Source organism: Azospirillum sp. Marseille-Q6669 (assembly GCF_965111635.1).
Genome location: NZ_CBCOOP010000005.1, coordinates 289883 through 305117, shown reverse-complemented (window position 1 = coordinate 305117; position 15235 = coordinate 289883). Strand labels below are relative to the sequence as shown.

Genomic DNA, 15235 nt, shown 5'->3' with positions numbered 1-15235 from the left:
ATCGTTAAGCTTTGCGCGCGTTCTTTTCGGCGATGCCGCTGGTGCCCTCGCGCTGGGCCAGCTTCTCCCACACCTCGGCGGGCTCCAGCCCGGCGTCTGCCCACAGCACCATCAGGTGATAGAGCAGGTCCGCCGACTCCGAGGCCATCGCCGCCTTGTCGCCACGCACCGCCTCGATGACCGTCTCCACCGCCTCCTCGCCGACCTTCTGGGCGATCTTGGCGGTGCCGCGGTGGAACAGCTTGGCGGTGTAGGAGGTCTCCGGATCGGCGCCCTTGCGCGCCTGGACGGTGGCGTAGAGCCGGTCCAGGACCTCGGCGGAGATGGCCGCGGCGGTGGCCGCCTTGTCCTCAGCCATGCGCGGCCTCCCTCACACGGGCCGGGCGCACCGGGATGCCGGCCTCGGCGAGCGCCGCCTTGGCTTGCCCGATGGTGTAGGTGCCGAAATGGAAGATGGAGGCCGCCAGAACCGCCGTGGCGTGGCCCTCGCGGATGCCCTCCACCAGATGGTCCAGCGTGCCGACGCCGCCCGACGCGATGACCGGGATGCGCAGGCCGTCCGCCACCTTGCGGGTCAGGGCGAGGTCGAAGCCGCTCTTGGTGCCGTCGCGGTCCATCGAGGTCAGCAGGATCTCGCCGGCGCCGTAGGACTCCATGCGCTTGGCCCATTCGATGGCGTCGATGCCCGTGGCCTTGCGCCCGCCGTGGGTGAAGATCTCCCAGCGGCCCGGCTCGACCTGCTTGGCGTCGATGGCGACGACGATGCACTGGGCGCCGAACTTCTCCGCCGCCTCCTGCACGAACTCCGGGCGGTGGATGGCCGCGGTGTTGATCGACACCTTGTCGGCGCCGGCCAGCAGCAGCTTGCGGATGTCCTCGACCGTGCGCACGCCGCCGCCGACGGTCAGCGGCATGAACACCTGCTCGGCGGTGCGGCGCACCACGTCGTAGATGGTGTCGCGGTTCTCGTGGCTGGCCGTGATGTCGAGGAAGGTCAGCTCGTCCGCCCCCTCCCGGTCATAGACGCGGGCCTGCTCCACGGGATCGCCGGCGTCGATCAGATCGACGAAGTTGACCCCCTTGACGACCCGCCCGTCCTTGACGTCCAGGCAGGGGATGACGCGCATCTTGAGCATCAGCCGGCCTTTCCGGTGACGGGAGCGGGAGAGAGCAGGTCCAGCGCCGTCTTCGGATCGATGCGCCCGTCGTAGAGCGCGCGGCCGCAGATGACGCCTTCGATGCCGGTGTCCTCCTCCTTCTTCAGCGCGATCAGGTCGTCGATGGAGGAGACGCCGCCCGACGCGATCACCGGGGTGGTCAGGTGGAAGGCGAGGTCGGAGGTCGCCTCGACGTTCACGCCGCCCATGGCGCCGTCGCGGTTGATGTCGGTGTAGATGATCGCGGCGACGCCGCTGTCCTCGAACTTCAGCGCCAGATCCAGCGCCTTGATGGTCGAGGTCTCGGCCCAGCCGGCGACGGCCACGTAACCCTCGCGCGCGTCGATGCCGACGGCGACCTTGCCCGGGAACTCCCGGCAGGCTTCACGGACCAGCTCCGGTTCGCGCAGGGCGACGGTGCCGAGAATGACCCGGCTGACGCCCTTCTCCAGCCACATGGCGATGGTCTTGAGGTCACGGATGCCGCCGCCCAGCTGCACCGGGATGGTCACGGCGCCCAGGATGCTCTCGACCGCCTTGCCGTTGACCGGCTTGCCCTCGAAGGCGCCGTTCAGATCGACCAGATGCAGCCATTCGAAGCCCTGGCTTTCGAACAGGCGGGCCTGATCGGCGGGTTCGGTGTTGAAGACGGTCGCCTGGCTCATCTCGCCGCGCAGCAGCCGAACGCAGGCACCGTCTTTGAGGTCGATGGCGGGATAGATGATCATCGCGGTGTCTCGTCCTATGGCGTGTCGTGGAGCGTGTCGGGGGTGAGGTCTTTCACATAGAAATGTCCGGCCAGCCTTTTGCCGTCCACCAGCGCATAGAAGGGATGCGTGCCCCAGCGTTTGAAGCCCAGATCCTCGTACAGCGTGATGGCCGCGCTCTGGGTCTCGCGCACGTCGAGGTTCAGCACGCGGAAGCCGGACGCCCGCGCCTCCTCTTCGACCGCCACGGTCAGGCGGCGGGCGAGGCCATGGCCGCGCGCCCAGGGGGCGACGAAGCTGGTGGTCAGGGTGGCGGCGTGGGCCTGCGCCTCGTTGTTGCGGGCCGGTTTGACGAGCTGGGCGGAGCCGGCGATGACGCCGTCCAGACGGCCGACGAACAGGATGCGTTCCGGCACCACCAGAACGCCCTTCCAGTAGCGTTCCATGATCTCGCGGGGGGGTGGCGCCACCCAGCCGAAGCCGCCCCCGGCCTTGACGGCGTCGTCGGCGGCGTCGCACAGGTCGTGCAGGTCGCCGGTCTTCAGCGTGTCGATGCGTTCGACCGTGACGTCGGTCATGGTCAGACCCGCCAGGTCAGGAAGTTGGCGACCAGGGCAAGCCCGGTCTCCTGGCTCTTTTCCGGGTGGAACTGGGTGCCGACCAGATTGTCGCGCCCGACCACCGCGGCGAAGGGGCCGCCGTAATCGGCGCTGGCGATCACGTCCTCCGACCGTTCCACGGCGAAGCGGTAGGAATGGACGAAATAGGCGTGCGCCCGCTCCGGCAGGCCGGCCAGAACCGGGTGCGCCCGGCGGATGTCCAGCTCGTTCCAGCCCATGTGCGGGATCTTCAGCGTCGGGTCAGCGGGCTCCAGCTTCACCACCTCGCCCTTGATCCAGCCCAGCCCCTCGGTCACGCCGTATTCGCGCCCGCGCTCCGCCATCAGCTGCATGCCGACGCAGATCCCCAGGAAGGGGCGGCCCTTGGCATGCACCACCTCGTCCAGCGCGTCGAGCATGCCGGGGACCTCCGACAGGCCGCGCTTGCAGTCGGCGAAGGCGCCCACACCCGGCAGGACGATGCGGTCGGCCTTGCGCACGGCGTTGGCGTCGGAGGTCACCAGGACCTGGAAGGAGGCATGGGACTCCGCCGCCGCGCGCTCCAGAGCCTTGGCGGCGGAACGCAGGTTGCCGGAGCCGTAATCGATCAGCGCAACGGTTTCCATGAAACGAGGACCTTCAAGAGAGACCCGGCCTTGTCGGAGCCGCCGGTTTTTTTCAGAGGGAGCCGCCCAGCGTCCCCTTGGTCGAGGGCACGGCGTCGCGCTTGCGCGGGTCGATGTCGATTCCGGCCCGCAGCGCGCGGGCAAGCGCCTTGTAGCAGCTTTCCACGATGTGGTGGTTGTTCTCGCCGTAGAGGCATTCGACGTGCAGCGTCACGCCCGCGGCCATGGCGAAGGCCTGGAACCATTCGCGGAACAGTTCGGTGTCCATGTCGCCGATCTTGTCGCGGCTGAAGGACACCTTCCAGATCAGGTAGGGCCGGTTGGAGAAGTCCAGCGCGACCCGGGTCAGCGTTTCGTCCATCGGGATGTAGGCGTGGCCGTAGCGCTGGATGCCCTTGCGGTCGCCCAGCGCCTTCGCCACCGCCATGCCGATGGCGATGCCGCTGTCCTCGGTCGTATGGTGGGCGTCGATGTGCAGATCGCCCTCAGCCACCACCGACAGGTCCATCAGGCTGTGGCGCGACAGCTGCTCCAGCATGTGGTCGAGGAAGCCGACGCCGGTCTTCACGTCATAGACGCCGGTGCCGTCCAGATTCACGGCGACCCGGATCCGGGTTTCGGTGGTGTTCCGCTCGATCGAGGCGCGGCGGACGCCATTGGCAAGGCTCTGGTCCATGAGTCCGGGTTTTATCAGGAAGCGCGCGGGCGCGCCAGAGGCGCAGCCCCCGAAAACGCCTATGACCGTCGGTCGAGATGCCGCATAATGCGTGTGTGTGCATGGTCGTGTGCACGCTCGACGCGCATAATGGGATATGCCACCGGACATGCCGACGCCCGGACGCGTTTTTCTGCCCCTCGCCGCCCTGCTGGCGTTGGCCGCCTGCATGGGCGGGGACCTGCCGCAGACCCGCAAGGCGCCGCCCGTCGCCCGCGGTTCGACGGAGCCGGTCCGCTTCGACGGCCTGTCGCTCGGCTCGATGCGGCGGGGCATGGTGACGGGGCGTTACGTCTGGGCGCTGGAGTGCTGGCCGCCCTATGAGGACGTCCACTGGACCAGCGGGCGCAGCCTGCACGAGAACTCCACCTTCCAGGAGCGCTTTGCGGAGGTTCTGGCCGACGCCGGCTACGACGTCGCGGGTGCCCCGGGCAGCGATTACGAGGCGGAGTTCGACCGCAAGCGTGCCCGCTACATCCTGCGCGGCGACCTGCGCGCGGTGAACAGCGACCTGTGCCGCCGCCGGAGCTGGCTGACCGGCCGCAGCGAGGGGGTGTCGGGAATCGGCAGCCTGCGGGTCGACTGGGCGGTTTACGACGCCGTGACGGGGCGGCTCGTCCACCGTGTCACCACGACGGGGGTGGCTAGCAAGGACAGCGGCGTGCCGCAGGGCGACGTTCTGCTGATCGAGGAGGCCTTCGCCACGGCGGTGGAGGCGCTGGGCGCCGACCCCGGCTTCCGCACCGCGGTATCGCGGAGCGGCGCGATAGCGTCAAGTGGCCCCGCCATAGTGTCAAGTGGCCGGGGAGGAGTGTCAACCGCCCCGCTGGGAGCGTCAAGTGCGGCTCCGCTAGTGTCAAGTGGGGCGGCAGGAGTGTCAAGTGCCGCTCCGCATGTTTCAACTGGGCCGGCCATGGTGTCAACCGCGACGGTCGATCCCGGAGGCGCATCGGCCGGATCGGCTCCTTTTCTGGTGGAAACCCGACCTCCGACCCTGATTCTGCGTATCGCCGACCCACTCCAGGGCTACGCCGATGATCCCGCCGCCCGCGTGTCCGCCGCGACCGTTCACGTCGGACCGGCGGAGCGCAAGGGCAGGGGGATCGTGTTGGGAGAGCTGGACGGCCAGTCGCTTCTGCTGACGCTCGACGCCGGCCTGGACGCCACCGTCACCGTCGCGCCTTCGCGCGGGGTGTCGATGGACGGAACGGTGATGGCGCGCGACGTTTCGGGCGGAATCGCCCTGGTCCGGGTGCCGGCGCGGCTGCGCACGGCGCCGCTGCGTCTGGATGCCCCGGCGGTCAGCGAGCCGGTGATGACGGTCCTTGAGCGGGGCGACGACACGGCGGCGGGCATTCTGGCGGCCCGGCGCGCCGATCCGCAGGCGCCGCCGGGGGTGGAGGCCACGCTGCTGCAGGCCGACCTGAGCGGGCCGGACCCGGCACCGGGCGACCCGCTGGTGGACGAGGCGGGCAATTTGCTGGGCGTGGCCCGTCCGGGTCCGCCGCCGGGTGGGGCGCACGGCCTGTCCGCCTTCGTTCCGGTGATGGAAGCGCTGGCCCGCCTGGGGGTGGAGGTGACCCAGGCCGCTCCCCGGTCAATTCCGTCCCATGGCCCAATTCCGTCCCGTGGGATACCGGTCCATGACGGCAGACTTGACGGGACCCGCCGTCCCCCCACATAGACCCGTGTTCCGATGTGCCTATGTCGGCCGGCGTCACGCCGGGCCGTTCGGGCACGGGCGCTTCTTTCTTCGAACACGGTCCCGATGACTTCCCACGATCCCATCCAGTGGCACGGCACCACCATCCTCTCGGTCCGCAAGAACGGGCAGGTGGTCATTGCCGGCGACGGCCAGGTGTCCGTCGGCCAGACGGTCATGAAATCGAACGCCCGCAAGGTGCGCTGGCTCGCCGGCGGCACGGTGATGGGCGGCTTCGCCGGCGCCACCGCCGACGCGCTGACCCTGTTCGAGCGGCTGGAGACCAAGCTGGAGAAGCACCCCGGCCAGCTGCTGCGCGCCTGCGTGGAGATGGCCAAGGACTGGCGTACCGACCGCTACCTGCGCCGGCTGGAGGCCATGATGGCCGTGGCCGACCGCAACGTCAGCCTGATCCTGACCGGCAACGGCGACGTGCTGGAGCCGGAGGATGGCCTCATCGGCATCGGCTCCGGCGGCGCCTACGCCCTGTCGGCGGCGCGCGCGCTGGTCGACGTCGATGGTCTGGACGCGGAGGCCGTGGCCCGCAAGGCGATGAAGATCGCCGCCGGCATCTGCGTCTACACCAACGAGAACGTCACGCTTGAAAAGCTCTAACCCTCAGACCGGGTCCCCAGCCATGTCCGCCCCCAGCATCGCCGCCGCCACCGCCGCCTTCAGCCCGCGCGAGATCGTCTCCGAACTCGACCGCTACATCGTCGGCCAGCACGAGGCCAAGCGCGCGGTCGCCATCGCGCTGCGCAACCGCTGGCGCCGCCAGCAGCTCCCCGAGGGGCTGCGCGAGGAGGTTCTGCCCAAGAACATCCTGATGATCGGCCCGACCGGCGTCGGCAAGACGGAGATCGCCCGCCGTCTGGCGAAGCTGGCCCAGGCGCCCTTCCTGAAGGTCGAGGCGACCAAGTTCACCGAGGTCGGCTATGTCGGCCGCGACGTCGAGCAGATCGTCCGCGATCTGGTGGAGGCCGCCATCGGCCTGACCAAGGAGCGGCTGCGCAAGGAGGTCGCCGCCAAGGCCGAGCTGCGCGCCGAGGAACGCGTGGTCGACGCGCTGTGCGGCGAGAACGCCAGCCCGGAGACGCGGCAGAAGTTCCGCAAGATGCTGCGCGAGGGCACGCTGAACGACCGCGAGATCGAAATCCAGGTGGCCGACACCGCCGGCGGCCTGCCGACCTTCGACATCCCCGGCATGCCGGGCGCCCAGATGGGCATGCTGAACCTGAACGACCTCTTCGGCAAGGCGATGGGCGGGCGCACCAAGTCCCGGCGCATGTCCGTTGCCGAGAGCTACACCGTCCTGATGGCGGAAGAGTCGGACAAGCTGCTGGATCAGGAAAAGGTCGTTTCGGAAGCGATCCAGGCGGTCGAGCAGAACGGCATCGTCTTCCTCGACGAGATCGACAAGATCTCCGCCCGCTCCGACTACAAGGGCGGCGCTGACGTCAGCCGAGAGGGCGTGCAGCGCGACCTGCTGCCGCTGATCGAGGGCACGACCGTCAGCACCAAGCACGGTGCTGTGAAGACCGACCACATCCTGTTCATCGCGTCGGGCGCCTTCCACCTGTCCAAGCCGTCGGACCTGCTGCCGGAACTTCAGGGCCGTCTGCCGATCCGCGTCGAGCTGAAAGCGCTGGAGCAGGAGGATTTCCGCCGCATCCTGACCGAGCCGGAAGCCAGCCTGATCAAGCAGTACAAGGCCCTGCTGAAGACCGAGGAGGTCGATCTCGTCTTCACCGACGACGCCATCGACGAGCTGGCCCGCCTCGCCACCGACATCAACGCGACGGTGGAAAACATCGGGGCGCGGCGCCTGCATACCGTTTTGGAGCGGCTGCTGGAGGACATCAGCTTCACCGCCAGCGACAAGGCCGGCCAGACCGTGACCATCGACGCGGAGACCGTCCGCGCCCAGGTCGGCGGCCTCGCCAAGAACGCCGACCTGTCGAAGTTCATTCTGTAAGACGCGTCGCGGCTATTTCATCGGTGATCCCCTCTCCCCTCTGGGGAGAGGGTTAGGGTGAGGGGGTTGTGCTTGTGCCGGACCTACCGCCACGGGCAACCCCCTCACCGGCCCTCCGGGCCACCCTCTCCCCAGAGGGGAGAGGGTTATGAGAGTCCACCCGCCTTGATCGGCTTTCTTGATCGGCGGCCCGGCCGGCCCTAGGATGGCCGCCATATCACCACGGCAGGATGCGCAGAACGATGGATTTCAACCCGACCGCAACGTCCGTTCGTTTCGTCTTCGGGGAAATCCGCGTCCATGCCTGCTTCCATCACGCCGCCCGCCATCATCCTGGCGAACCTGTCCTGGTCCACGCCTGACGGGCGTTCCGTCCTATCCGACATCAGCCTGGGTTTCGGCCTTGAACGGACCGGGCTCGTCGGACGCAACGGCACCGGGAAATCGACCCTTCTCAAGCTGATGACGGGCGCGCTGCGTCCGCAATCCGGGACGGTGTCCGTCCGTGGCAGCCTGGGAATCCTGAATCAAAACCTGTCGGTGAGACCGGACGACACGGTGGCCGGGCTGTTCGGCGCGACCGCCATGCTGGACCTGTTGCGCCGCGCCGAGCGGGGCGACGCGGACGCCGACGCGCTGGCCGAGGTGGATTGGACGCTGGAAGGCCGCATCCGGTCGGCGCTCGGCCGGGTGGGGCTGGAGGCGGAGCCCGAGACGCCGCTGAGGTGCCTGTCGGGCGGCCAGCGCACGCGCGCCGCCCTGGCCGCGGCGATCTTCCCGGAGCCCGATGTCCTGCTGTTGGACGAGCCGACCAACGATCTCGACCGCGAGGGGCGGGAAGCGGTCGTCGGGCTGCTGGCCTCCTGGCGGGCCGGGGCGGTGGTGGTCAGCCACGACCGCGACCTGCTCGACCGCATGGACGCCATCGTCGAGCTGACCTCCCTCGGCGCCACCCGCTACGGCGGAAACTGGAGCCATTACCGCGCCGGCCGGGCGCTGGCCCTCGACGCCGCCCACCACGATCTGGCGGATGCCGAGAAACGCGTGGCGGAGGCGGCCCGGACGGCTCAGGCCACCGCCGAACGGAAGGCGCGCAAGGACCGGGCGGGGCAGCGGAAGGCGGCGAAAGGCGATCTGCCGCGCATCCTCCTGGGTGGCCGGAAGGAGCGCAGCGAGGCCACCGGCGGCGACAACGCCCGCCGCGCCGCCCAGCAGAAGGCCGACGCGCTCGGCGCCGTGGCCACCGCCCGCGCGCGCATCGAAGTCCTTCAGCCGTTGTCGGTCGTGCTGCCGCCCACCGGCCTTCCGCCCGGCCGGACCGTGCTGACGCTCGACGGCGTCACCGATGGCTATGAAGCGGGAAGGCCGATCATCCGCGAACTGTCCTTCACCATCACCGGGCCGGAGCGCGTCGCCGTCACCGGACCCAACGGGTCGGGCAAGACGACCCTGCTGGCGCTCGTCGCCGGCCATCGCGCCCCCTGGTCCGGGACGGTTCGCGTCGTTGCCGGCGCCGTCATGCTCGACCAGCGGGTGAGCCTTCTCGATCCGTCGGCGACGATCCTGGACAATTTCCGGCGCCTCAACCCGCGGGAAGGGGAGAACGCCTGCCGGGCGTCGTTGGCCCGCTTCATGTTCCGCGCCGACGCCGCGTTGCAGCGCGTGTCAACCCTCAGCGGCGGGCAGACGTTGCGCGCCGGCCTCGCCTGCGTCCTCGGCGGCACCGTCCCTCCACCCCTGCTGATCCTGGACGAGCCGACCAACCACCTGGACATCGAGTCCATCGAAGCGGTGGAAGCCGGGCTGCGCGCCTATGACGGGGCACTGCTGGTGGTCAGCCACGACGAGGCCTTCCTCGACGCCATCGGGCTCACGCGCCGGCTGGACCTCACCAGTCCGTCAGGAAGCGCTCCTTCGGCAGGTGGATGACGACCGACGTGCCGGTCCCCTCCAGCGAGCGGATTTCCAGCCGGCCGCCATGCCGCTCCACCAGCGACTTGGCGATGGACAGGCCCAGCCCGATCCCCTCGAACCGGCGGGCCAGCGAGGAATCGCCCTGGAAGAAGGGCTGGAAGACGGTTTCCAGGCGGTCTTCAGGAATGCCCACGCCGCTGTCGAACACCTCGGCCACCAGGGCGCCCGCGGAATCGACGCGGGCCGACACGCCGATGCGTCCACCTTCCGGCGTGAACTTGATGGCGTTGGACAGGAGATGCAGCAGCACCTGCTTCAGCGCCCGCGGGTCGGCGAGCAGGGGCGGCAGCTCGCTGGCGATGTCGGCCTCGACGTGCAGCTTGCCGCGCTCCGCCCGCTTGGCGACCAGACGGACGCAGGACACCACCACGTCGCGGAAGTCGCACAGCGCCTCCTCCAGGCCGACCTGACCGGCCTCGATGGTGGCCATCTCCAGCAGGTCGTTGATGTTGGCCAGCAGCAGCTCGCCTGAGCGTTTGATCTCCGCCGCGAAGTTGACGTACATGGGATTCTCCAGCGACCCCAGCATCTGCTGGTGGATCACGTCGGCGAAGCCCAGGATGCCGTTCAGCGGCGTGCGCAGCTCGTGGCTCATGTTGGCGAGGAAGGCGGTCTTGGCGCGGTTGGCCAGCTCTGCCGCCTCCTTGGCCTCGATCAGCGCCTGCTCGGCGGCCTTGAAGGCGCTGAGGTCGCGCAGCATCGCGACGAAGACGTGGAAGCCCGGCAGGTCGATCTCCGACAGGGACAGCCAGACGACCATGGCGGTGCCGTCCCGCCTGAGGGCGGTCACTTCCCGCCCGACGCCGATGACCTGCCGCACCCCCGTCTCGTTGTAACGGCGCATGTAGGTGCCGTGCTTAGCGGCTTCCTCCGGCGGCATCAGGATGGTGATGTGCCGGCCGGTCAGCTCATCCGGATCGTAGCCGAGAAGCTGTTCCGCCGCTTGGTTGGCGGCCAGGATGATGCCGCGGGCGTCCACGGTCAGGATGGTTTCGACCGCCTGTTCCACGATGGCGCGGTTGCGCGCCTCGCTGCGCTGAAGCTCCTCGTCGGCGGCGCGGGCGGTCGTCACGTCCTCGATCACCATGGCCAGCGCCTGCGGCCGGCCGTCGGGGCCATGCAGGCAGGACGGGCGCATGGCGGCGCGCATCACCCCGCCGTCGGCGCGCAGGAACCGCTTCTCGAAGGGGTCCGGCGCCGCCTCGCCCCGCATCACCCGGCCGAAGCGCAGGCTTTCCCAGGCCCAGTCCTCCGGGTGGGTGACGTCGGCCAGATGCCGGCCGGTCATGTCCTGCGGGCTGTATCCCAGGCTGTTGGCGAAGGCGGGGTTGGCGGCCAGAATGCGCCCGTCCGGCGCGGCCACGACCATGCCGACCGACGCGCTGTCGAAGATGGTGCGGAACAGGGCGTCCGTCACGCCATGCTGGGGCATCACGGACCCGACCTCGGCGGTCATACGATAATCCCGTCTGGTCAAGCCTGGCTTCGGGGCAACCCGGACGGGATGGTAAGGGATTCAGCGCGGCGAAAGCGAACGCGAAACGTCCGGTTGCCCAGGCCGAAGGTGCGACCGATTAACCCACAAGGCAAATCAGGGCGTTGCGAGGTCTTCTCATCCTATCGCCGCCGTGGAGCCGTCCGCCGCCGCACCGCCGCGCCGCCGCGGGCCGGCGCCTCGTCCAGCAGAAGGAGCAGCCGGTCCAGCGTTCCGTCGTCCAGGTCGTGGATGCGTTCGGCCAATCGGTTCGCCAGCTCGGTCGCCTTCGGGTTGAGCCCGGCGGTGTCCACCGTCACCCGCGGGTGCGACAGGTCGGCCAGCCGCTCCAGCTCCTCCGCCTCGTCCCAGATGATGCCGAAATAGGCGCAGATCTGCCGGACGAGCTGGGCGGAGGGCTGGCCGCGCTTGCCATGCTCCAGCGCCGACAGATAGGCCGAGGAGATGTGCAGGTCCGCCGCCATCTGCTTGAGCGTCACGCTCTTGCCCTCGCGCAGGGCGCGGACCCGTTCGCCGAAGGGTGTCATCGCGGCCTCGTCCTAGCGGTGCCAGCCCTGATGCTGGTCGCGCCGCCGCTTGATGAGGACGTACAGCGCCCCATCGCCGCCGTGCCGGGGCTGCGCCGGGCGCACCGCCAGCACCATCGGGCGCAGGGAGGCGTCGGCCAGCCAGCGCGGCACCGACTGGCGCAGCACGCCGACCCCGCCGGTGTAGGTGCCCTTGCCGGTGATGACCAGCACGCAGCGCCGCCCCTCGTGCCAGGCGCGGTGGACGAAGCCGCACAGGGCGCCGTGGGCCTGGGCCTGGCTCATCCCGTGCAGGTCGATGCGCCCGTCGATTTCCATCTCGCCGCGCGAGAAGCGGTCGGCGGTGCGGCGGTCGATGTTGTCGAGGTTGCCGACCTTCAGCGGCGGCTGCGACGGGCGCCCGCCCTTCGGCACGCCCCCGCGCGGCGGGCGGGGGGGGGGGCCGTCTCTTTTACACATCTCCCCGCCCCCGCGACTAAGGCGGAACTCGTATGCCGGCTTCTTCTTGTCAAAAAAAAAAATCTCCTATTCCTCGCGATTTCGGCTAATCATCTATTCCGCCACAGCCGCCGTTCCTCGGTGGAGACCGAGCGGCGGCGGCTCATGGCATGGACCTCGGCGCGGCCCGTCCGGGCGCGCAGGTCGAAGGGCGGGGCGGATCAAACACGGCTAAACACGGGTTCCGGCGCGGGTTGCTCAGCGATAAACCCTTGAACACTCAGTCGTGTCAATCCTCCACCAGCAGAATGTGAAGGCGCCGCGGCCCGTGGGCGCCCAGCTCGATCCGCATCTCGATGTCGCCGGTCCGCGACGGCCCGGTGATGAAGTTGACGGTGCGGGGCAGGGCGCCCTTTCCGCCATCGGTCGCCCCGGCGGCGCGCAGGCGGTCCCAGGCGTCCTCCATGGTGCCGACGATCTGGCCGCGCTTCAGCACGACGATGTGGGTGTCGGGCAGGAAGTTCAGCGTGGTCGGCCGCTCGGCTCCGGACAGCAGCATCAGCGTGCCGGTTTCCGCCACCCCGGCGAAGGCGCCGGTCAGCGACGCGCCGTCGCTGTCGCGGGCGCGACCCTTGGTCACCGTCAGGGTCGGGCGCTGGTCCCAGGGGATGGGGTCCAAGGCGGTGTCCGGGGCGACCCGGACCTCGGCGGGCAGGTTCAGCCCGGCCAGATAGTCGGCCACCGCCCCCGGCACCTCGGCCATCCCGCCCAGAAGTTCGACGGTTGCCGAGACCTCCGTCGCCATGGCGGCGAACAGCTCGACCTGCTCGTCGTGGGGACGCTGGGCGCGGGCCGGGATCAGGTTGCGCGGATGGGTGGCGAGCCTCTGGCGCGCCTCCTCGGACCCCTCGGCGGAGTTCAGCGCCTTGCGGATGCCGCCCAGGATCTGGGCGCGGGCGGAGCTGGTGTCGGCCATGGTCAGCGCGTCCCCTTCTTTTCGGCCGCTTTCCTTTCGGCCCACATCTGCTGGAAGGTCCTGCCCTCCGGCGCCGGCATGTCGCGGTGCCGGGTCCAGCCCTGCGCCAGCGGCAGGCGGGCGAAACGCCCCTTGCCGCGGCCCAGCATCCCCAGCGCCCGCACCGCCATGCGGGTGGCGGCGTGGTACAGCGCCGGGCGCCGCGCGAACCAGCCCCAGAGCGCCAGCCCCCGGCGCATGGCGGCGGGCTGGAGGTTCTGTTCGAACTCCTTCTCCCGCCAGTGGCGCATCATCTTGGGCAGGGGGATGCGCATCGGGCAAACCGCCTCGCACCGCCCGCAGAAGGTGGAGGCGTTGGGCAGGTGCCCGGCCTCCTTCACCCCCAGCAGGGCGGGCTGCATCACCGACCCGATCGGCCCCGGATAGACCCAGCCGTAGGCGTGGCCGCCGACCGATCCGTAGACCGGACAGTGGTTCATGCAGGCACCGCAACGGATGCAGCGCAGCACGTCCTGGAACTCGGTGCCGAGCAGCGCCGACCGCCCGTTGTCGAGCAGAACGACGTGGAACTCCTCCGGCCCGTCGAGGTCGCCGGGGCGGCGCGGCCCGGTGGAGAAGGTGGTGTAGGCCGACGCCTCTTGGCCCGTCGCGGAGCGCGCCAGCAGGCGCAGCACCAGCGCCGCGTCCTCCAGCGTCGGCACCACCTTGTCGATGGTGGCGATCACCACATGGACGCGGGGCAGGATCTGCGTCAGGTCGCCGTTGCCCTCGTTGGTGACGATGACGGTCGAGCCGGTCTCCGCCACCATGATGTTGGCGCCGGTGATGCCGACGTCGGCCTGCTGGAACTTGCGGCGCAGCACCTGCCGCGCCTCGGCGATCAGCACCTTGGGCTCGTCCAGCACGCGGTCCGCCGGCAAGTCGGTGTGGGCCTGGCGGAAGGTGCCCTCCACGTCCGCCTTGGACAGGTGGAAGGCCGGGGCGATGATGTGGCTCGGCGGCTCGCGCCGGAGCTGGATGATGTATTCGCCGAGATCCGTCTCGATGGGTGTCAGGCCGTTGGCCTCAAGGTGGTCGTTGATCCCGATCTCCTCGGAAATCATCGACTTGCCCTTGGTGACCGTCTTCGCCCCGACTTTGCGGCAGATGCCCAGGATGGCGTCGCGCGCCTCCTGGTCGGTGCGGCACCAGTGCACATGGCCGCCCTGCTCGGTGACCTTGCCCTCGAAGGCCTCCAGATAGGTGTCGAGGTTGGCCAGGACGTGGTTCTTCAGGTCGCGGCCCTGGTCGCGCAGAGCCTCGAACTCCGGCAGCCGGTCGGCGGCCTGTTTGCGGCGGTTGACGAACCCGGCCGGCGCGATGGCCAGGACCTTCTGGAGCCGCTCGTCGCTCAGCGCCTTGCGGGCGTTCTCGGGGAAGGCGTGGGTGGTCGGCTGCATGGCGTTATGCCCTCCCACTTTTTATGGGCTCACCGATGGGAGGGGTGTCGGTGACGCCGGCCAGCACCTCCGCGACATGGCGGACGCGGATGGCGGAGCCCTCGCGCTTCAGCTTGCCCGCCATGTTCAGCAGGCAGCCCATGTCGCCGGCCAGCAGCGTGTCGGCCTTGGTGCCCGCGATGTCGGCGGTCTTGGCCTCGACCATGCGGTTGGAGATGTCCGGGTACTTGACGCAGAAAGTGCCGCCGAAGCCGCAGCAGACCTCCGCCCCCGGAAGCTCGTTCAGCGTCAGCCCCTCGACCTTGGCCAGCAGGCGGCGCGGCTGCTCCTTTATGCCCAGCTCGCGCAGGCCGGAGCAGCTGTCGTGGTAAGTGATCGTGCCGTCGTAGCGCGCGCCGGTGTCCGTCACCCCCAGCACGTCGGTCAGGAAGGACACCAGCTCGTGCGTGCGCGCCGACAGGTGCCGGGCGCGCGCCGCCCAGGCTGGGTCGTCGGCCAGAAGCTCCGGGTAATGCTTGCGGATCTGCCCGGCGCAGGAGCCGGAGGGGACGACCACGTGATCGAACCCTTCGAAGGCGGCGATGGTGCTGCGGGCGAGATCGCTGGCGGTGGCGCGGTCGCCGGCGTTGAAGGCCGGCTGGCCGCAGCAGGTCTGGGACGCGGGCACTTCGACCGTGCAGCCGGCGTCCTCCAGCAGCTTCACCGCGGCGAAGCCGACCGTCGGGCGGTAGACATCGACGAGGCAGGTGACGAACAGCCCCACTCGGGGGGCGGGGCGGGTGTCGGCCATGGTGTCCTGTTCTTCTTGTGTGCTTATCCCCTCACGCTGGCGACTGTAGGTCGTCCTGTTGGGGATGGCAACGGGCCGGGCCGGCGGCGTCCGGTCGCGGTGCGCCGCTGGTCGA

General features: G+C 69.6%; 16 protein-coding genes. 4 read left to right on the top strand and 12 right to left on the bottom strand.

Annotated features, from left to right (window positions below):
* Positions 1-4: 4 nt before the first annotated feature.
* Genes ACWPXE_RS26745 through hisB form a run of 6 tightly spaced genes read right to left on the bottom strand, consistent with a single transcriptional unit; the run spans position 5 to position 3765 of the window.
* Positions 5-358, bottom strand: a complete 354-nt coding sequence (locus tag ACWPXE_RS26745; RefSeq protein ID WP_454020263.1) for a phosphoribosyl-ATP diphosphatase — start codon at positions 356-358, stop codon at positions 5-7.
* On the bottom strand, positions 351-1136 hold the full coding sequence (gene hisF / locus ACWPXE_RS26740) for an imidazole glycerol phosphate synthase subunit HisF (RefSeq protein WP_145701550.1): 786 nt from the start codon (positions 1134-1136) through the stop codon (positions 351-353). Before hisF ends, ACWPXE_RS26745 begins: the two co-directional genes overlap by 8 nt.
* Entirely contained in the window at positions 1136-1885 is a 750-nt protein-coding gene (hisA, locus tag ACWPXE_RS26735) for a 1-(5-phosphoribosyl)-5-[(5-phosphoribosylamino)methylideneamino]imidazole-4-carboxamide isomerase (protein WP_454020262.1), read from the bottom strand. The genes hisF and hisA overlap by 1 nt, the downstream gene beginning before the upstream one ends.
* A gap of 14 nt (positions 1886-1899) precedes the next feature.
* Complete coding sequence (locus ACWPXE_RS26730) at positions 1900-2442, bottom strand: N-acetyltransferase family protein (RefSeq protein WP_454020261.1); 543 nt, start codon at positions 2440-2442, stop codon at positions 1900-1902.
* A 2-nt stretch (positions 2443-2444) separates the two neighbouring features.
* Positions 2445-3089, bottom strand: coding sequence for an imidazole glycerol phosphate synthase subunit HisH (hisH, locus tag ACWPXE_RS26725; RefSeq protein ID WP_454020260.1), 645 nt, complete (start codon positions 3087-3089; stop codon positions 2445-2447).
* 52 nt (positions 3090-3141) lie between these two features.
* Positions 3142-3765: an imidazoleglycerol-phosphate dehydratase HisB gene (hisB, locus tag ACWPXE_RS26720; protein WP_145676035.1), complete on the bottom strand. Its 624-nt coding sequence runs from the start codon at positions 3763-3765 to the stop codon at positions 3142-3144.
* Between the two features lie 148 nt (positions 3766-3913).
* On the opposite strand from hisB, the gene ACWPXE_RS26715 reads away from it, so the two are divergent.
* The 4 genes from ACWPXE_RS26715 to ACWPXE_RS26700 all read left to right on the top strand — a co-directional run bounded on the left by ACWPXE_RS26715 (position 3914) and on the right by ACWPXE_RS26700 (position 9410).
* Positions 3914-5488, top strand: a complete 1575-nt coding sequence (locus ACWPXE_RS26715; RefSeq protein WP_454020259.1) for a serine protease — start codon at positions 3914-3916, stop codon at positions 5486-5488.
* 84 nt (positions 5489-5572) lie between these two features.
* The gene (hslV, locus tag ACWPXE_RS26710; RefSeq protein WP_014238902.1) at positions 5573-6121 is read left to right on the top strand and encodes an ATP-dependent protease subunit HslV; all 549 of its coding nucleotides are present in this window, start codon (positions 5573-5575) and stop codon (positions 6119-6121) included.
* A 22-nt stretch (positions 6122-6143) separates the two neighbouring features.
* Positions 6144-7481 carry an ATP-dependent protease ATPase subunit HslU gene (gene hslU / locus ACWPXE_RS26705; RefSeq protein ID WP_454020258.1) on the top strand — a complete coding sequence of 446 codons (1338 nt, stop codon included), beginning with the start codon at positions 6144-6146 and terminating at the stop codon, positions 7479-7481.
* A 300-nt stretch (positions 7482-7781) separates the two neighbouring features.
* Complete coding sequence (locus ACWPXE_RS26700) at positions 7782-9410, top strand: ABC-F family ATP-binding cassette domain-containing protein (protein ID WP_454020257.1); 1629 nt, start codon at positions 7782-7784, stop codon at positions 9408-9410.
* On the opposite strand, the gene ACWPXE_RS26695 is transcribed toward ACWPXE_RS26700, so the two are convergent.
* The 6 genes from ACWPXE_RS26695 to ACWPXE_RS26670 all read right to left on the bottom strand — a co-directional run bounded on the left by ACWPXE_RS26695 (position 9370) and on the right by ACWPXE_RS26670 (position 15120).
* Entirely contained in the window at positions 9370-10911 is a 1542-nt protein-coding gene (locus ACWPXE_RS26695; RefSeq protein WP_454020256.1) for a PAS domain S-box protein, read from the bottom strand. The genes ACWPXE_RS26700 and ACWPXE_RS26695 overlap by 41 nt on opposite strands.
* A gap of 161 nt (positions 10912-11072) precedes the next feature.
* Complete coding sequence (locus ACWPXE_RS26690) at positions 11073-11477, bottom strand: helix-turn-helix domain-containing protein (protein WP_454020255.1); 405 nt, start codon at positions 11475-11477, stop codon at positions 11073-11075.
* 12 nt (positions 11478-11489) lie between these two features.
* Entirely contained in the window at positions 11490-11891 is a 402-nt protein-coding gene (locus tag ACWPXE_RS26685) for a Smr/MutS family protein (RefSeq protein WP_454020254.1), read from the bottom strand.
* A 313-nt stretch (positions 11892-12204) separates the two neighbouring features.
* On the bottom strand, positions 12205-12891 hold the full coding sequence (locus ACWPXE_RS26680; RefSeq protein ID WP_454020253.1) for a LutC/YkgG family protein: 687 nt from the start codon (positions 12889-12891) through the stop codon (positions 12205-12207).
* A 2-nt stretch (positions 12892-12893) separates the two neighbouring features.
* Positions 12894-14330: a LutB/LldF family L-lactate oxidation iron-sulfur protein gene (locus ACWPXE_RS26675; RefSeq protein ID WP_454020252.1), complete on the bottom strand. Its 1437-nt coding sequence runs from the start codon at positions 14328-14330 to the stop codon at positions 12894-12896.
* Positions 14331-14334: 4 nt separating this feature from the next.
* Positions 14335-15120: a (Fe-S)-binding protein gene (locus ACWPXE_RS26670; RefSeq protein WP_454020251.1), complete on the bottom strand. Its 786-nt coding sequence runs from the start codon at positions 15118-15120 to the stop codon at positions 14335-14337.
* Between the last annotated feature and the right edge of the window lie 115 nt (positions 15121-15235).